The sequence below is a fragment of the Rhizobium sp. N731 genome (assembly GCF_001664145.1).
Taxonomy (GTDB): domain Bacteria; phylum Pseudomonadota; class Alphaproteobacteria; order Rhizobiales; family Rhizobiaceae; genus Rhizobium; species Rhizobium esperanzae.
On record NZ_CP013604.1, the window covers coordinates 384,523 to 403,111 of the forward strand.

General features: G+C 56.0%; 11 protein-coding genes and 5 pseudogenes. 7 read left to right on the top strand and 9 right to left on the bottom strand.

From position 1 onward, the window contains the following. Window positions 1-24: 24 nt before the first annotated feature. From AMK02_RS25030 to AMK02_RS30770, 5 genes and pseudogenes are all read right to left on the bottom strand, one after another. Window positions 25-327 (bottom strand): annotated as a pseudogene (locus tag AMK02_RS25030) (nitrogenase component 1); the annotation flags it as partial. Between the two features lie 58 nt (window positions 328-385). Next, window positions 386-1,927: a nitrogenase molybdenum-iron protein subunit beta gene (nifK, locus tag AMK02_RS25035; RefSeq protein ID WP_018247184.1), complete on the bottom strand. Its 1,542-nt coding sequence runs from the start codon at window positions 1,925-1,927 to the stop codon at window positions 386-388. A gap of 123 nt (window positions 1,928-2,050) precedes the next feature. Further along, window positions 2,051-3,553: a nitrogenase molybdenum-iron protein alpha chain gene (gene nifD, locus AMK02_RS25040; RefSeq protein ID WP_010023084.1), complete on the bottom strand. Its 1,503-nt coding sequence runs from the start codon at window positions 3,551-3,553 to the stop codon at window positions 2,051-2,053. Between the two features lie 107 nt (window positions 3,554-3,660). After that, entirely contained in the window at window positions 3,661-4,554 is an 894-nt protein-coding gene (nifH, locus tag AMK02_RS25045) for a nitrogenase iron protein (RefSeq protein WP_004675840.1), read from the bottom strand. Window positions 4,555-4,804: 250 nt separating this feature from the next. Further along, a pseudogene (locus AMK02_RS30770) lies at window positions 4,805-5,748 on the bottom strand (IS630 family transposase). Between the two features lie 231 nt (window positions 5,749-5,979). Here AMK02_RS30770 and AMK02_RS31945 point away from each other — a divergent pair. Beyond that, window positions 5,980-6,438 (top strand): annotated as a pseudogene (locus tag AMK02_RS31945) (GDP-mannose 4,6-dehydratase). A 410-nt stretch (window positions 6,439-6,848) separates the two neighbouring features. Here AMK02_RS31945 and nodA read toward each other — a convergent pair. Further along, on the bottom strand, window positions 6,849-7,436 hold the full coding sequence (gene nodA / locus AMK02_RS25060; protein ID WP_004679687.1) for a nodulation N-acyltransferase NodA: 588 nt from the start codon (window positions 7,434-7,436) through the stop codon (window positions 6,849-6,851). A 937-nt stretch (window positions 7,437-8,373) separates the two neighbouring features. Here nodA and AMK02_RS25065 point away from each other — a divergent pair. Further along, entirely contained in the window at window positions 8,374-9,288 is a 915-nt protein-coding gene (locus tag AMK02_RS25065) for a hypothetical protein (protein WP_010034735.1), read from the top strand. A 300-nt stretch (window positions 9,289-9,588) separates the two neighbouring features. Here the strand turns inward: AMK02_RS25065 and AMK02_RS25070 are convergent. Then, a protein-coding gene (locus AMK02_RS25070; RefSeq protein ID WP_139052612.1) for an IS3-like element ISRel21 family transposase occupies window positions 9,589-10,691 on the bottom strand; the annotation gives its coding sequence in 2 pieces (ribosomal slippage) (window positions 9,589-10,430 and window positions 10,430-10,691; 1,104 coding nt in all). A gap of 764 nt (window positions 10,692-11,455) precedes the next feature. Here AMK02_RS25070 and AMK02_RS25080 point away from each other — a divergent pair. The 4 genes and pseudogenes from AMK02_RS25080 (at window position 11,456) to AMK02_RS25095 (ending at window position 15,544) form a co-directional block, all read left to right on the top strand. Next, window positions 11,456-12,741 (top strand): annotated as a pseudogene (locus tag AMK02_RS25080) (lysine N(6)-hydroxylase/L-ornithine N(5)-oxygenase family protein). 81 nt (window positions 12,742-12,822) lie between these two features. Beyond that, a complete protein-coding gene (locus AMK02_RS25085) occupies window positions 12,823-13,602 on the top strand; it encodes a phytanoyl-CoA dioxygenase family protein (protein WP_016737344.1) in 780 nt (259 codons plus the stop codon). A gap of 21 nt (window positions 13,603-13,623) precedes the next feature. Continuing rightward, entirely contained in the window at window positions 13,624-13,953 is a 330-nt protein-coding gene (locus AMK02_RS25090; RefSeq protein WP_004677772.1) for a cupin domain-containing protein, read from the top strand. A 1-nt stretch (window position 13,954) separates the two neighbouring features. Further along, the gene (locus AMK02_RS25095) at window positions 13,955-15,544 is read left to right on the top strand and encodes a class I tRNA ligase family protein (RefSeq protein WP_080956179.1); all 1,590 of its coding nucleotides are present in this window, start codon (window positions 13,955-13,957) and stop codon (window positions 15,542-15,544) included. Between the two features lie 111 nt (window positions 15,545-15,655). On the opposite strand, the pseudogene AMK02_RS31480 reads toward AMK02_RS25095, so the two are convergent. Next, window positions 15,656-15,824, bottom strand: a pseudogene (locus AMK02_RS31480) (IS3 family transposase); the annotation flags it as partial. A gap of 387 nt (window positions 15,825-16,211) precedes the next feature. Here AMK02_RS31480 and nodD2 point away from each other — a divergent pair. Next, window positions 16,212-17,168 carry a transcriptional regulator NodD2 gene (gene nodD2 / locus AMK02_RS25100; RefSeq protein WP_004677768.1) on the top strand — a complete coding sequence of 319 codons (957 nt, stop codon included), beginning with the start codon at window positions 16,212-16,214 and terminating at the stop codon, window positions 17,166-17,168. Window positions 17,169-17,576: 408 nt separating this feature from the next. On the opposite strand, the gene nodD3 is transcribed toward nodD2, so the two are convergent. Continuing rightward, entirely contained in the window at window positions 17,577-18,485 is a 909-nt protein-coding gene (nodD3, locus tag AMK02_RS25105; protein WP_004677763.1) for a transcriptional regulator NodD3, read from the bottom strand. Between the last annotated feature and the right edge of the window lie 104 nt (window positions 18,486-18,589).

The following is an 18,589-nucleotide window of genomic DNA, read 5'->3' on the forward strand; positions in this document are numbered from 1 at the left end:
CTCCTCATCGAAAGGCTTCTTTTCAATGGCGCCTGCTTCGGTCAGCGCCGTGAAGCTCGTGCGCCAGAGCGTGGGACCTGAAGAAGCCGATCCGCGGTTGTCCCAGGAATTGCCCTCACAGCCGAGAGGCCCATGGATCAGGTGCGCGACGTCGGTGATCGGCTGCAGCACGATCTTGGCGCCATCGAAAGCGCATCCGCCGGCTGCCGCCCCGGGGATCAGCGGCTTCGAACAGCCGTTTTTGCGCGCCTTGGAATCCTTGCTGCGGTTCTTCTCGCAGGCAGGCTCGTCAAAGACATCCTGGACTTTAGCATTGAGCAAGGGCATTGCGGTCTCCAAGTTCAGATGAAGGCGGCCGGCCTCACAAGGCCGACCGCCGCCGCTCCTAGCGGGTCAGGTCGTAAGAATAGTCCGTCACACCCGGCTCGCTCGTCTCGCGATCGAGCTTGTCGAAGATCTTGTCGAGGATCGTCGTCAGGACGCGCAGGCCGCCCTGGTAGCCCATGAGCGGGAAACGGTGGTGATGGTGCCGGTCGAATATCGGAAAGGTCAGCCGGATCAATGGGGTGCCGGTGTCGCGCTCGAGATACTTGCCATAGGAATTGCCGATCATAAGATCAACCGGCTCGGTAAAGAGCAGCGAGCGCAACGCCCACAGGTCCTTGCCCGCCCAGACCTGGGCATCCTTGCCGAAGGGCGAGGATGCGAGCAACGCCTTCATCTCGGCTTCCCAGGCCGACGTGCCGTTGGTAGCAAGGCAGTGGGTCGGCTCACCGCCGGTTTCCAAGACGAACCGGGCAACGGCGTAGACGAAGTCAGGATCGCCGTAGATCGCGTATTTCTTCCCGTGCAGCCAGGCTTGGCTATCTGCCATAGCGTCGACGAGACGGCCGCGTTCCAGGCCGATTGTCGGAGGAATTTCCTTGCCGGTAATCTCCGAGACCTTCATCAGGAATTCGTCGGTCGCCTGAACACCCAGCGGATAATGGAACGAAGCCGTAACCTGACCGACCTCCTTGCAATATTCCAGCGTTTTGCGCGTGTTATAGTGCTGCAGCGACAGGGTCGCTTCGGCATTCAACGCCGTTTTCAAGTCCTCGATCTTCGTGCCGCCGTCATACATGCGGTACGTACCGTCAGACGGCGTGTCGAACTGGTCGGAGGCATCCTGGATGAAGATGTAGGATACGCCCATCATGTCGAGCAGGCGCTTCAGTTCGCGGTTGTTGCCGACGCAGAAGCCGTCGAAGCCGGGAATGATGTTGATGGCTTGAGCAACCTCCTTCCGCTCGTTGCCTTTCCAGAAGTTCTCCAGAATGCCCTTGATCATGCCGTCATAGCCATCGACGTGGCTGCCGACGAAGGCAGGCGTGTGGGCGAAAGGAACATCGAAGTCGTGCGGGACCGACCCTTCGTTCTTTGCGTTTTCGATGAAGCCGTGGAGGTCGTCTCCAATGACTTCGGCCATGCAGGTGGTCGAGACGGCGATCATCTTCGGATCGTAGAGCTTGTATGTATTGGCGAGCCCGTCGACCATGTTCTTCAACCCGCCGAACACTGCCGCGTCCTCCGTCATCGAGGACGAGACCGCCGATGAAGGCTCCTTGAAGTGACGCGACAGATGCGAACGGTAATAAGCGACGCAGCCCTGGCTGCCATGGACGAAGGACATCGTTTGCTCAAAGCCTGCGGCTGCGAAGACGGCACCGAGCGGCTGGCAGGCTTTGGCCGGGTTCACGACCAGGGCTTCGCGGCCCAGGTTCTTTTCGCGATACTCCCAGGTCTTCGTGAAGTCGTTTTGATCGGCAACGACCTGATCCGGGTGGGGGCATTCGAAATTGGCTTTCTTCTCGGCGAGCATCTGCCTGTATTCCGGCTCGCGGAACAGGGGAGCATGGTCGAGAACTTTTTCCGCCGACTGCGGCATAGTAAGCACCTTTCTTTTCATCGCGCCGCACCGGTGGCGGCAATGGGATGTCATCTGTCACGAGTGCGGATCAAGTCCGATAGGAAGAGCCTGGCCTGCCCCTTCCCAAGACAGGCCAGGCTCTCATTCGGCCGCAACCGCCTCAGCTGGCGCGGCCTCTTTTTTCCAGGGGACGTCGTAGAGATCCCACACCGGATTATTGATGGCCAGATCCATGTCGCGGGCGAATATGGCGAAGCCGTCATAGCCGTGATACGGGCCGGAATAATCCCAGGAGTGCATCTGGCGGAAGGGGATGCCCATCTTCTGCACCGGATACTTCTCTTTAATGCCGGACCCAACAAGGTCGGGGCGGATGCCTTCGATGAACTTTTCCAGCTCGTAACCGGTCACGTCGTCATAGATCAGCGTACCCTTGTTCACATAATGGCCGGTGCGCTGATAGTCGTCGTTGTGGGCGAACTCGTAGCCGGTGCCGACGATCCGCATGCCGAGGTCCTCATAGGCCGTGATGACGTGGCGAGGACGCAGGCCGCCGACATAGAGCATCACCGTCTTGCCTTCGAGGCGCGGCCGGTACTTGTCGACGACAGCATCGACCAGGGGCCGGTACTTGGTGATGACAGCCTCGGTCTTGTCGACGATTTCCGGACCGAAGTGCTTGGCTATTTCGCGCAGGGAGGTTTCGATCTGGGACGGACCAAAGAAATTGTATTCCATCCACGGGATGCCGTATTTTTCCTCCATGTGCCGACAGATGTAGTTCATCGAGCGGTAGCAGTGGATGAGGTTCAGCTTGGCCTTTGGCGCGCGCTCGACCTCAGCGAGCGTGGCATCACCCGACCAGTTGCCGACCACGCGCAGCCCCACCTCCTCCAATAGAATGCGCGTAGCCCACGCGTCGCCACCGATATTGTAGTCGCCGACGACGTTGACATCGTAAGGGCCGGTCTCAAACTCGACTTCGTTCTTGTCGAAAACCCAGTCACGGATGGCGTCGTTGGCGATGTGGTGGCCGAGCGATTGCGAGACGCCGCGGAAGCCCTCGCAGCGTACCGGCACGATCGTCTTTTCGTGCTCCTTGGCCTTCTTGCGCGACACCGCCTCAATGTCGTCGCCAATCAGCCCGATCGGGCATTCCGACTGCACGCTGATGCCGTTGTTGAGGGGGAAAAGCTCCTCGATCTCGTCGATGACCTGTTCAAGCTTCTTGTCGCCGCCGAACACGATGTCCTTTTCCTGGAAGTCTGAGGTGAACTGCAGCGTCACGAACGTGTCGATGCCCGTCAGGCCGACGTAGTAGTTGCGGCGTTGCGACCAGGAATAATGACCGCAACCGACCGGCCCGTGCGAGATGTGGACCATGTCCTTGACCGGCCCCCATACCACGCCTTTGGAACCGGCATAGGCGCAGCCGCGGATCGTCATCACGCCCGGAATGGACTTGATGTTCGATTTGACGTCGCATTCGGAAAGGGCCTTCGGCTCATCGCCAGGCTCGTCGCCGCTCGTTGCGACGCTGAGGTGCTTCTTGCGGCGCTTCGCCGCCTTGTCTGGATATTGCGCTAATACTTCCGCAATGAGCTGTTCATGCAAAACGCTGTCATTCTCGTAATCAAGGCTCATGGGCCCCTGCCCCCTTTCAAGGTTCGGGTTAGGTCGTCGTCGCCGAAGCGGCTTTCTTGGAAGGACGCGCTGGCGCAAGGGCCAGCGCGTCCTGTCGACAGCGGCAGTTATTGAGCCGCAACCACCGCTGACTCCTTGGCCTGTAGTTCGGCCAGCATCTGCTCGTCGCTCTTCATGATGCCGAAGTCGAGCAGCATGTCTTCGAGCTCTTCCATGGTAATCGGGGTCGGAATGGTCCCTTGGCCCGAATTGGCATGGATCTTCTCGGCTAGCGCCCGATATTCCCCGGCCTGCTTGGAGTCCGGCGCGTACTGGATCACCGTCATCTTCCTGAGCTCGGCGTGCTGGACGATGTTGTCACGCGGCACAAAGTGGATGAGCTTGGAATTGAGCCTGGCAGCCAGCGCCTCGGAGAGGTCGAGCTCGCGGTCCGTCTGGCGCTCGTTACAGATCAGGCCGCCGAGCCGCACGCCGCCGGAATGGGCATATTTCAGGATGCCCTTGGCGATGTTGTTGGCGGCATAGAGCGCCATCATCTCGCCGGACATCACGATGTAGATCTCCTGGGCCTTGTTCTCACGGATCGGCATCGCAAAGCCACCGCACACCACATCGCCGAGCACGTCATAGGAGACGTAGTCGACATCGTCATATGCACCGTTCTCTTCAAGGAAATTGATCGAGGTGATGACGCCGCGCCCGGCGCAGCCGACGCCCGGTTCCGGACCGCCGGACTCCACGCACTTGATGCCTTTGTAGCCGGCCTTGAGCACGTCCTCGAGCTCAAGGTCTTCCACCGAACCTTCCTGCGCTGCCAGATGCAGAACCGTGTCCTGTGCTTTGGCGTTCAGGATCAGCCGGGTGGAGTCGGCTTTCGGGTCGCATCCGACGATCAGGATCTTCTGCCCGAGGTCGACAAGCGCTGCGAGCGTATTTTGGGAGGTGGTGGACTTGCCGATCCCCCCTTTGCCGTAAAATGCGATTTGACGCAAATCTGACATATCGCCTTCCTTCTTTCGTTCCATCCATCGCTGAGTAAAAGGCAGGCAGCTCGCGCCGCCTCGCATGGCAATCTTCAAAACCCGTGCCATGTGGGCCGATCGAGCCAAAGGAAAGATCCTTTTGTTGGGTTTCAGAAAGTTACTCCGAACCACCACAGGAAACTGCCAAACAAACCTAATGTCGCCGATCAGACAAAGCCGACAGACGGTGTCGTGATGGCATCACTTGCACCGCTAGAGCAAATCCTGCTCAATCTGGGTCATATCCAACGGCCTTAAGGTAGTTTGCGCATTCTGCCGCAGTGAAGCGAGGTATCAAGGCCCCGACCGCATCCCATAGAGCATCGATCTTTCGCTCGGCTCGGCCTCGCAACATGGCTTTCAGCTTCGAGAATGCGTTCTCGATTGGATTGAAGTCCGGACTATAGGGCGGCAGGAACATGAGCTTGGCGCCGGCACGTTCGATGGCATCGCGGACACCTGCTATCTTGTGTGCAGGCAGGTTATCCATAATGACGACGTCGCCGATCTCCAGGGGCGGCACCAGCACCTGTTCGACATACGCAAGGAAGACGTTGCCGTTCATCGCGCCATCGTAGACGAATGGGGCGGTCATTCCGCTGAGGCGCAACGCACCGGTGAAAGTCGTTGTTTTCCAATGGCCGTGCGGCACGCCGGCACGGCAAACGCTCACCTCGCAATGCACGTCCGCGCAGACGTGACATCTTGGTCGAGAGGCCGGTTTCGTCGATGAAGATCAGTTTCTCCGGATCGAGGTCCAATTGACCATCGAACCAGGCGCGCCGGCGCTTCAGGACGTCCGGTCGGTCCTGCTCCAGTGCGTGTGCGGTCTTTTTTAAAGGTCCACCCACGGCTTCGAAGCCAAGCGCCAAGTGCGCTGCGGCTGATCTTCACCTGCCGCTCGACGGACAAGCGCTCAACCATCTCATCGAGCGTCACATCCCTACGCTCGTTGATCAACGCGACAACGAATTCCTCGTGTGCATCCACTGCCGAAGGTCGTCTCCAGCCCTGTGGCCGAGCAGTCAGCTCACCCTCTTTCGCTCTTGCAATCCAGCGGATCGCCGTCGAAATCCCAACTCCGAAACGAGCCGCAGCCTGTCGAGCCGACATGCCCGCCGCAGACGCTTTCAAAACCCGTATTCGAAGATCATCGCTCAGGGCCTGTCCCATCATCCACCTCTCCGCTGTGGATGTTGAATCAGCTTCGGTCGCTCTCGTCACCTCACAATCGATTCATCAATCGCAGGACATGTCTAGGTCGACCGCGCGCCAGCGCGACCGCGACCATCAGCAGGACAAAGAGCTTTGAAAACAGGAGACAATCGCACATCCCTGTAGCCAAGAGAGAAATGGCGTATCGCACGGGAGACGCTGCGAGCGCCCAGGTGATAGAGCTTCGCCTTGTGGCTGAACAAGCCAACTTCGATCGCGCAGGCCCGCCGCGCCCGACAGCTGGCCAAAAACAGCGCCAGGAGCTACGACTGGGGCCACGCACGTGAGTATGTCGAGGGCATGTCGCGCATGCTGCAGCAGGACAAACCGGATGGCCACGTCTTGGCGACCGGCGAGACGACGAGTGTCGGCCAATTTCTCGAGCGGGCTTTTGCCGACGTGAACATTACTTTGGAATGGAAGGCGTCCGGCGTCGACTGGCTACGACTCCGCGTCCGGTGCCTGCCTTGTTGAAGTCGATCCTCGATACCTCCGCCCGACGGAAGTTGATCTTCTGCCGGTGATCCGACCAAGGCCCGCCAGAAGCTGGGCTGGCAACACAAGGCCCCGGTTCAGGAGCTCGTCGCCGAGATGGTGCGCGAGGATGTCAAGCACTGGAAGGCCCTGAACAGCCGGGAAGAGCTCTGAGTGTACGACTTGTCCAACAAGAAGATCTGGGTTGTCGGCCATCGCAGTATGGTCGGCAGTGCGCTTGTGCGCAGGCTCCGATGCCGTGCTCTGCGGCAGTGGCGTCAGTTAGCGGGTCGAACGAGGAGCGCGGATCGTGAACCCGCGAGCGCGCAAAAATACGGCATTAGCCGATGATGTTCATACTTCCACCAGGTGCCCGGATTGCGGTACCGAGGCTTCGGGGCATATGTTCCTGATGGTCCTGCTTGTCTCGAATATCTCACGCTTGACGTCTAAGCGTTCGCAGATCGAAAGGTGCGGGATGTGTCATCGTGTGGGTCGGTCCGTCATCGAGGGTTAAATAGACGCACCGATCACTGGGCCGCCACCGTCTCTTCGGATAACTTCAGCTATGGGACCATGCTCTTTCATAGCTCAGGGCCATTCCGCTCGATCAAGGTCCCCGATGGCCAATCACTCATTGAGCATCCTATTGGGAATACTACCAAAATTACGTTTTCACAGCGCGTCGGCGGGAGGTTGAGATAAACATCGGCAAGGGTGGATCGCACGCGTACCCCTTCCAAAACCGTCGCAAGACCATTTCGGCAGAGCCTGAGAACAAGGTTGCGCAACGCCTGCCGAACACCGCCGAACGCAAACCGAACGCCAAGTTGCTGCAGCACTGGGTAAACAATGCGCATCGAATTAATGCCGTACCCCTCAAGATCTGGACGCACGCCCCACAATCCAAGCTCGCATACGAGTAGATCGACCTCGCCAACCCGAACGAAACGACGCAACAACCCCATGTGAGCGGCCACACCGTGCGCATCATAGCCTATTACGCGAAGCTCGGGCCTAGCTCCTGACCAACTACGAGCACCTTCGAATGGAAGGGCGTTGTAAGCTCCAGTTGGCCCATAGGTCTTCCGAAAGAAATCTGCGAGCTCCGTGTGGTCAGAGAGCTCCAACTCGTTTTCCCAGCACACTTTCCACCGCACCTGAGGGCTCATACCTAAACCTCCACTTAATACTCTGTCCAGGCGTCGACAGAGCAACTACTTGATACGCACTCGTTGGGGCGCTTCTAATGGCACTGGTATAAGCTGGTGAAATCATTTGTTTGGATGGAACTCATCCGTCCAATGGATGCGTTCCAATCAATCGGCCTGCCATCGGCTGCCGACGCCAGATGAAGCGGCCGGGCTCCAACTTCTTCGTGAACATGCCGCCTTGTCCATCATGCTGGATCATCTTGATCAGGCATCCAGGACATTGAACTGAAAAGTTGACCATGACTGAGAGGCTCGCTACTCAGGCAGAAGCAAGCCAAAGACGTTTTCGGCGATAATCAGGCAAATTGTCGAGATCACATTAGAACCCTCGGCGGAACCGGGCTGGTCTATCCCGGCGTCGAAAGTCGTCGAACGACCCGACCTGGCGGAGGGGTTTTTTCGGAATGTTCGGTTTGCGACAGTCTGATTCCACACAAAATGGGACGCGGCGATAGGCAGCAGCATTCTCCTGTTGAATCTGAAAGGGGTTCCCCTCGCAAAACGCCCTGGTTCGCTTTGGCTATCGCAGCCCATGGACCGGCACGCTGGGTATCGGCGAAGATTGCCAGAGGACATACTTGCCTGGCGATCCCGACCTCGGGAGAAGATGATGGGTACAGGAATGGATTCGCAGATCAGTGCGTTTCCGGTGCAAGCTTTTAGGACCCCGGACACAGCAAACGCCTCCCAGGACTGGCGAGGCGGCCGCGAGATCGCAATTTTCTCCTAGATAACGGTATGAGGTGATCGTCATACCCTGGTCACCGGATGCCGATCGTCACGCACATGGTCTGGTACAGAGCCGGCGGCGCCGATGAGCCCCCGAGGAAATACTTAGTGACTGGCACGGTTGTTGCGTCGTCTCACGAAAGACAGCCGTTAACGAGAGGTCACGATGATGGATGTATGCTCGATGGGGATGGTGTTGTGCGGTGGGTACCTTCTTGCTGCATCCGCAGGCAGACTCGGCGGCGCTGAGAATGTCTTATCTGACTCGCCTTTGTCCGCGGCTGATGTATCGAGTTTCGAGACTTTCATAGTTCGCAGCCCACCGACATCACTCAATCTGGATCCATTTTATGCCAAATATGCTGACGCAGCGGGCATACCTATTATTTCGTCAAACAAGGTTCCAGACACGGCACTATTGATCTCACGTGACATTGTCCTCTACATGTTGTCAGAACGCCGTGATGTCCGCGATGCTTTAATCCAGGCTGGAGCGCGGGTGGGCGTCATGGCAATTGACGAGACGACGACTGATATTCCCGAGCAGCGGGATTGGAAGAAGCCTCTTCCCGATGATCCACGTCTCACCCCTGACGAGCGGCGGGATTACGCCAACACGATCGGCAAGATGACTGCCCGAGACTACTGGGCACAAAGGGCGCGCGGCATGGGCGGGCTCTACACGACGGGAGCTGTGGAGAATTTGATGGGCGTGCCGGGCACGCGGTATTACGGCGGGAACATTCTTGTTCACGAATTCTCACATAATATTTTCAACGCGCTGCGCACGGTAGATCCTGATCTCGTTGCACGAGTTGAACGTGCCTATTCGCACGCCTACGAGAAAGGCCTCTGGGCGTGTTCCTATATGGAGAACAACGTCGATGAGTATTGGGCCGAGGGCACGCGATTTTGGTTCAATACGAACTTGGCTTACAGCCGAGGCAATCTCACCATTGCCACATCAGAAGATTTCGAGGCTCACGATCCAAGCCTCTATAATATCATGGCCGAAGTCTACCGCCATGACCACCACATTCTGGCGGATGTCTATTACCGGCATTCGGCGAAGTCGCAGTAATGTCCTTTGGTATTGACTGCCGGCCTCATGCTGCAATCCCGCTGGAGACCCGAACTATCGCTGATCGTCCGTAATTTGTCAGAGCCAGCCATAAATTTGAGTTTCCGTTCAATTGAAGCGCCCATGTTGTTCCCACGGGTGCATACCAAGTACTTCGTGGCCGCTGGAATTGGCTCCTTGTGCAACATCGAGACCAAATGACCTGCCACTGAATTTTCATCCGGCGGCGATTAGAGCCTCGGCGGTCTTGAAACGCTCCCAAACGTTGGACCACCGGATGCTAGAGTTTTCCGGCTTCATTCAGGGAGGCGGGCTGGTTGCGCCTCCCGAATTCACCAACGAGATCGGCACCTTGTTGCCGATCGCACCATGAGGTCTTTCCTCATTGTAGTATCTACGCCAATCCTCCATCTTTTCGCGGGCATCCGCAAGGGTCAGGAACCAATGCTGGTTCAGGCATTCTGCACGGAAGCGGCCATTGAACGCTTCGATGAAAGCATTATCAGTCGGCTTGCCGGGGCGTGAGAAGTCCAACGTCACACCCTTGGAATAGGCCCGCAGGTCCAAGTCGCGCGACACGAACTCGGTCCCTTGGTCGACACGGATCGTTTTCGGATAGCCGGCTTTTTGGCACACCCGTTCAAGGGTTTGCACAACGTCTTCGCCTCTATAGCTATGACGTGGATCAAGCACCGGCACGTAGCGCGAGAAGGTGTCGACCACCGTCAGCACGCGCAGTTTCTTACCCGTTGCGAGTTGGTCGTGAACGAAGTCCATCGCCCAGACGTCGTTGGGTCCGACGGCCATGTGCCGATCCTCGCGAAGCTTGGCTTTTACCCCCCGCTTCGGTGTCTTGTTCCGCAACTGTAGCCCCAAGTCCCTGTAAATGCGGTAGGTTCGCTTGATGTTGGTGCCCCAACCCTCGCGTTCCAACAGCACATGCACGCGGCGATAGCCGTACCGCACACGGATCTCGCAGATCTCGCGAATACGACGTTCCAGACCGGCCTGATCAGCACGGCGAGAGGTATAGTGGTGAGTTGATCGATCGAAGTTCAACGCTCCACAAGCACGTCGGATCGAGATCGCCCAATCGCAGCACATGCCTTTCACCATCTCCCGCTTCCGAGCAGGCCTTAGAGCTTTCGGCGGATGACATCCTGCAACATCTCGCGGTCCAGCGTCAGATCCGCGACGATCTTCTTCAGGCGCGAATTCTCGTCCTCGAGCTGTTTCAGCCTCTTCATCTCCGGTGGCAGCATGCCCGCGTATTTTTTCTTCCAGTTGAAATAAGTCGCCTGGCTGATCCCCGCCTTCCTGCAGATTTCAGCAACCGACACGCCTTCATCACCTTGCTTCAGAATGAACGCCTTCTGAGCGTCCGAAAACTGCGACGCTTTCATCGTCTTCTGGTCCCTTTCCCAGCCAGGAAAATGCACCGGAAAACTCTAACCAAAATTGGTCCAGTTTGAAGGGTTCAGATCAGCATCAGCCGCAACTTTCTACCAGCGCCGTCGCTTATCCGATCCGACGACCATGTCTATTTTGTGGGGGAGAACGGTGTTGCCGGTGGTCATGTTGGCGATCGGTGCTTGTACGTTCGCAGGCCTGTCCACGTTTCAAAGCATATATGCCGAAACGCGCGGACTCTCACCGAATGTCTTCTTTCTGACATTCACCGTCACGACTGTCACATTGCGATTCTCCGTCGCGGGTATGATCGGTAAGTTGCCGCTTGGGCGCCTAGCACTCACCCTCTTCGTGACGACACTGATTGGGATCGGACTTTTGGTTTTGAACCCGGGAAGCGAGCTGCTGTACGTCGTCGCCACCGTTCTCTTTGCGATAGGCTACGGTCTCACTTATTCGACCTTGAATGCGATGGTGGTGAACCTCGCTGGCGAACGTGGTCTGTCAATCTCAACGGCCTCCCAAGTCTTTACACTCGCTTATTTTCGTGGGTTCGTTCGAATTCCCGTATCTCGGTGGCACATTAATTGCTGTTTATGGCATCGACGTTGCCATGCTCGTGATGGCGGGTCTGGTCGCTCTCAACATCGCAATCGCCAGTCAGACATTGTGGAGGGCGGTGTAGGAGACAGACGTCCTTCAATAATGATTTCCGTATCGCTGCCCACGTGCCCGCCCAACCAAAGGAAGTGTGTTTATGCAAGTGCTGGATCTCATCGGTATAGGCATCGGACCCTTTAATCTTAGTCTTGCAGCACTCGCGTGTCCGACGCCGCTGCGCACTGCCTTTTTCGAAAAGGAAAGCGGCTTCGATTGGCATCCTGGGCTGCTGCTGCCCAACAGTCGCCTGCAGGTATCTCCGCTGAAGGACTGTGTGACACTTGCAGATCCGACCAGTCCGTTTTCGTTTCTCAACTACCTCGCGGTGCATGGACGGCTGTACAGCTTCGTAAACCGGTGCGACGCGACCACGTCGCGAAGAGAGTTCACACAGTATTTCCAATGGGTTGCGCATCAGTTGCCACAACTCCGGTTTGGGGAGGAGGTTACCGACGTAACCAGATTAGACGAGGGTTACCGCGTGACGACGACTCGAGATCACTACCATGCACGCTCAGTTGCGATTGGCGTCGGTGTCGTTGCAACAATTCCCGAATGCGCCAAACCTTGGCTGGGCGAGAAGGTCTACCATGTGGCGAGCTATCTGGATCGGCCACAAATCGACATCGGTGAACGCGTATTAGTCGTTGGTGGGGGGCAGAGCGGTGCGGAGGTTGTTGAACACCTATTGGGCAGTCCGGGTATCGGTAAAATTACATGGGTGACGTCACGCGGAACCTGTTCACGAGGGATGACAGCTCTTTTATCAACGTGTCATACACGCCGTCTTACAGCCAGCGCTTTCATTCGCTGCCACTTAAAAAACGTCGCACTATTGTCGACGACGAAAAACTCACCAGTGACGGCATTTCAGCAGAATTGAGCAACCGCATTTACGAAACTATCTATCACCGCAGCGCGACTGGCAATATTGACGATGTCATTCAACTGCTACCCGCAGTCGTCATGAAGGAGTTGTCTCCTCATGCGGACGGTTGGCACGCGCTGTTGGCTTCGCACGGCACCTGTCAGCGACCGACTGTAGTGGCTGATCGGGTCGTACTCGCCACCGGTTTCGAGCCTCGCCCGCTAGCGTTTATCGATCGCCTATTGGCTTCCGCTTCTATGGAAGGCGGTCTGCCGGTCGTGAAGGACGATTACTCCGTTCAATTCGAGGACAACGCCCCCGGCCAGGTATATCTGCAAAACCGATCCCCAGTCCAAAGTGGCTTGCAGAGTGTGAATCTATCGCTCGTCGCCTACCGAAACGGTCGCATCATCAATAGCCTGCTTCGGCGTGAATACTATCTGAACGTCCCAGATCGGCCGATCCTTGGGTGCCTAGGTTTACTTCCCGCTCAAGAGACACAAAACGCAAGATAACACTCCAGTGCAGTGCAGCTCGGGGCGCCTGCTCACGACGCAGCTTTACCAGGCGGCTTTAAATCTAAAAAGGAGTTACGCATGTTAACCAAAGAACAAAAATCAACATGGGATGACGTTGGATACATTAGGATTGAGTCATTTCTCGATCTAGAAAGCCGAGATAAACTTTCAGCTCTTGTGGCTGATGTTTCGTGCTGGGAGACAAGTGAAGACAAATGGCTGATATGGTTCGAAAAAACAACTGACGGTAGGAGGATCATTTCGAAGGTCGAGAACTTCCTCGAATTTAACGCCCCCGTGCGTGATTTACTGCTGGCTGACCACCGTATCGAGTCGATCGTCGAAGAGTTACTGGGGGAAGATGCCCGCATGCTCAAAGAGTTGCTGATCTTTAAGTACTCCGACAGCGGCGGCTATCGCCCGCATCAGGACATCTACCATATCCCACATAAGCTACCAGACCGGATGGTGCACGCGATTGTTGCAATAGGCATCGACGATTCCGGCCCAGACAACGGAGGGCTTTTCTTCAGCCCCGGGAACCACAAAAAGGGCGTGTTCCCAATGGACGCCGGCGGCGTAATGTACCCCGAGGTCGCGGACAGGCTGGCCTGGGAGCCCGTAACGTGGAAGGCCGGTGACATTTTCATCTTTGACGACTATGCCCCACATTACTCAAAGCCCAACAAAAGTGAAAATTCTCGAAGGGTGATTTATCTCGTGTTCCAGCGTGCCTCAACTGGTGGGCCAACGAGGGCCGAATACAACAAACTGAAACGCGCCTACAACCCTCCCGAGGGCAAGGTCTCCAACATCGACGAGCTCAAGCCGCCGAACGGCATTTTCTATCGCGATTGAAGGCAGAGGACAGAGGCAAACATGTATACGAAACAGATCGACCGCTCAATCATGCGCCAGGAGTATGGCGTTCTGGTGTGCCGGTTACTTGAGCATCTACCGCAGGCAGTCGCAACGGCTTTCGGCACATCGATTGTGGAGGTGGTACCTGGCGATGCGGTCGATCTTCATTCGCACCCAGAGCACGAACTCTGGGTATTGATCTCGGGCAGCGGCGTGTTTCAATCCGATGGAGAAACCTCCGCAGTCAGTGGGGACACGATGGTCTATATAGCGCCGCACCAAAAACACGCGATCAAAAATAGCAGCCCTCAAACCAGCTTAAAGTTCCTTTCGATATGGTGGGATTGAATTGAGAGCAAACCAACATACTTTTTTTGCCTGCTCGGCGCCGCCGTGCCCGAACGGCAAGCTGCATCTTGGGCATATAGGTGGCGTGTACCTTCTCGCCGACGTGTTCGTACGCTACCACCGCATGGTAGGCAACGCGGCCTATCACGTGACAGGTGCGGACGAACATGGCACTTACACGCTGGTGAAAGCCCGAAAGCTTGGCAGGCCGGTTGATGACGTCGCACACATGCACATTGAAGAAATTCTGCAGTGTCTGCGGTCAGTTGATATTGAACCGGACGTATTTGTAAGGACTTCAAGCGAAGACCACAAAGACCGCAGCTTGGCGATCTACGACCAACTGAGAGCGTCCGGCTACGTTGAGCTGCGCGACGGAGAGCAACTGTATTGCGGGACGTGCGAAGAGTTCGCCGCAGACTCACTCGCGGTCGGAGAGTGTCCAGCTTGTAACGCGCCAACAGATAGTAACCTTTGCGAAGATTGCGGCTCGGCGCTGCAACACAATCTACTACGCAACCCGATTCACACGACATGCGGCCAGAGCCTTATCTTGCGCCCGATTCGACAGGTTCATTTTGAGCTTGAAAAATTTGCTCCGGGGCTCGATCACGCCATTGAGGCGAGCGGATGGCCGGAATCCATAAAGCGCAAAGAACTTGACTGGCTACGGTCAAAACTGATGGCATTGCCGATGTCGCGGCATTTCGACCGTGGTGTGACTTTGAACTCCCCGGTGGAGGTGGCAGGCCAAACTTTAATGACTTGGTTTGAAGGATTGTGGTGCTACGAGACAGGAATCGAACGCCTCTGCAAGCAAAATGGCGCAGATCTCGATGACACTATGCGCAACGCGAGCACGAGACTCGTATTCTTCATGGGTCAGGATAACCGGTTTTATTACACGATCGGCGTTACTGCTAGTTTGTTCTCGCGCGGTTATGCGATTCCATACAACCATGCAATTCAGGACTTTTATAAGCTCGAAGGCGCGAAATTTTCTACTAGCCGTGACCACGCTGTGTGGGCTGACGAGGTGGCAGCAGATATCGACACGAACGTGCTGCGCTACTATTTGGCTAGCATCGCCAAGCCATTTGGCGCAAACGACAACGATTTTCTGATCGAGGGGCTGCTTCAGACCGCGGCTAGAATTCGTGCTTTCGAAACGGCTTTGCGCAAGTACGCCGGATGTAACGAGACGCTGACGGCCGACGAGCTGACAGTCGAGCAGAACCACAATGTTAAACGATATTCCGAAGCGGTGCAGGACTTGCGCGTCTGGGATGCCATGGACGCCATAGACGCCTTTTTCGACGTTGCGTCTTTTTCAAGGGCAGATACCTCAGTCAGCGCAGCGGAAGTTTCCGTATTTCTAAGCCTTCTTAATCCTGTGACCCCGATGCTTGCGGCGCGGTATGGTGCTTTCTTTTTCGGAGCCGGATGGCGGCCGGGGCTCGATGGCGGCACTATCCGGCCAAGCACCGGCTTACGCAAACCGGTTGATTTCCCATTGTTTAGCGACCCGATTCCGGAAGCCTTCATAGAGGCTTATGAAAGACGATTTAGGCAAGTCCGGCCGAATTCTTAGCTTTTAATGACGGCAACCGCTTTGACGATCCCGAGGCGAGTAACGCGGACGCCGACCGGATGACGGCATCTCGATAGCGGAGAACGCAAGGCGGCAGTCGGGCGACCTACTTCGTTCCGAAAGGCCCACGACGGCTTTCTGGCGTGCGACGGCGTCGCGCTTGGCGGCGGGCCTTTCTATTTTTTTTAAGGAGCTCGGGAAGTGGGGCCGTATCCAGGATCTGCTCGGCGAGCAGTCTCTTCAGTGTGGCGTTCTCTTCCTCAAGCGCCTTCAGGCGCGTTGATCTTTTCATCACAAATTACTGGCACGCCACCAATATCTTGAACATGCTTCCAAACAGAAGGAGCCCGCCAGTCGATAGCCAGCGTACGGCAAAGCCTCTCCGGTATCGCGATATGATGAACCTACTTCCGCCCATCCGTTCACTAGCATTTCATGTCGCTCGGTGACGCCGCTCCACATCGCCTATTGCTAAGGTGCCATTCGATATTTAAAGTGGACTATCTGCAACTATAACGTCTATCGTAACTATGCGGCCTACTTAATTGATCACCAAACTAACCTAAGCCTTTTTGACGAACCTTCATTGGCTCTATGCTGGAAGGTTCTGTACTGGAAAAATCGATTGTTTGGATATAAAATATCCGTTGTTTGGATGTGACTAAAGATGCGTTTCAAGGGCCTTGATCTAAACCTGCTCGTTGCATTGGATGCGCTCACGACCGAGCGCAACCTAACGGCTGCCGCACGTAGTATCAATCTAAGTCAACCAGCAATGAGTGCCGCCATTGGTAGGCTTCGGGACTATTTCCGCGACGAATTGTTTACAATGAATGGTCGAGAACTTCGGCTGACGCCCCGTGCCGAAGGACTTGCCTCGGCAGTGCGTGAAACTCTCTTGCAGGTACAATGCTCAATCATCTCTTGGGAGCCGTTTAACCCGTCGAAGTCTGACAGATGCTTTAGAATAGTTCTGTCCGATTTCATGATGCTGATATACTTCAATAAAATCATTGAGCGAGTTGCTCGAGAAGCGCCCGCAGTCAGCTTTGAGTTGCTGCCTTTGGATAGTGATCCGTACGAGATGCTTAGCCGCGGTGACGTCGACTTCCTCATCGTGCCTGAATTTTTTCTCTCGGGCGCACACCCGAGCGCAAAACTGTTCACAGAGAAGTTTGTATGTGTAGCCTGTTCGACAAATGTGGACCTACCTTCAGCGCTGACGATCGAGCAATATGTCTCCACGGGACACGTCGCTGCCGCGTTTGGGCGCTTTTTGAAGCCATCGGTCGAGGGCTGGTTCTTGCTCGAGAATGGTATTCAGAGGCGGGTGGAGGTCGTCGTGCAAGGGTTTAGCTTAATACCACCAGTCCTGCGTGGCACGAACCGCATAGCTAACCTACCGCTTCGCTTAGTCGAGCATTACGAAAGTACTTTCCCTTTGCGGATCATCAACCTTCCGTTACCGCTCCCCGTCTTCACAGAAGCTGTTCAATGGCCAGCGCTCCATAATGCCGATCCAGGGAGCATCTGGTTCAGGGAGATATTGGTTGAGGAAGCTTCCCGTATGATGTCCTCCAACGCACCTAAAATACATGGGTTGCTACAACAATCCGGTTCCTGACCAAGGTTCCTGCTTGAGTAAGATCCGCCCGAGCCCGAATAAGTTCAACAGCCACCAAAGAGGCTTTTCAAAGGTATCCATCCGGGGAAGGCCGCTGACCTTGCCCCCAAGTCTTATCCAGTTTTGAGTTCGCTCCGACGGTTTTGGGTTGCTGTATTTGCGGCGGTAGCGGCGGGTTGCGGTGCGGAGCAATTGTGGTCCCCCAGCACCCTTCGATTTGCCGCCGAAGGTGCTAGACAGCACGTCGCGCAATGGTCCGAAGGGCGGCCGATCGGCGACGGACGTAGCGCTCAGCTTCGTCGATAAAATGGCCTGCGGGTCACTCACAGGTGGTGCCGTCTTCAGCTAATCGGCCGCGTCGCGGGTCGTCGCTCCCAATGCAGCCCAGCTTCCTAGGTTTCAGGATGGTCACGGCAATCGCGCTGCCTCCTGAACCATTATATCTCGCATCCAGATATTTGCCGGATCTTTGTCGTGAAGTACCGGCCATTGGACTGCCTCGGTGAATGTCGGCAGCGCTATCGGGGGCGCAGTCATCCGCAATGGTATCGTGTCCTCAAAAAGCCCAACTAGTCGTAACGGAACGGTTGCGATGCGATCGGTGCCCATTAGGGCGGCGGGGATCATGCTAAAGCTTGAAACAACGACTTCGACCCGCCTCTTGAGGCCATGCTCCTGCAAGAAGCAATCTTCTATGGTAGGCTGCTGCGTCCGACCGAACCTAACTACCGCGTGCCCCATTGAAGAATACTCCTCGGCAGTAAGGGCTTCCTCAAGTTGTTTGTTATTACTGCAGCCGACGCAAGTCAGTCGTTCCTGAAATAGATCTATCTTAGGGTGCGCGCTCGACATGAATAGCGGTGGGCTAATAAGGAAGTCTACGTCGCCGCGTCGCAATAGCTCGTCTGGATTGTCAGTAAGAGGCAGCAAGTCAAAACTAATGCCGGGTGCTTCCCGCGCAAGACGCTCCAGTATCTTCTGAAAAAGAACAACTGTAACGAAATCGCATAAGCTTACTCGGAAATGACGATCTGATTGATCAGGAGTAAATTTATCCCAGGGTATGATATTGAGCCGAATATGCTGTAAAGCCTCACGAATCGCAGGCGCGAGGTCTTCCGCACGCGGAGTTGGAACGAACTCACGACCACGCATCGTAAATAGTTCATCGCGGAAATAGGAGCGGAGCCGGCGGACGGCTGCACTCATTGCGGGCTGGCTCAGATTAATGCTACGTGCCGCCGCAGTAAGGTTGCGCTCAATCATTAGTGCATCGAGCGCGACAAGGAGATTTAGATCGAGGCCCTTAAATCGCATATCTTTTAACTATCCAATAGTGCAGCCCATTCCACAATGGCTGTTCCTACGGCGATGGCTGAATTCGCCTTGGCGCTCCTCAATCGATTTGAGGGCGCGGCCAC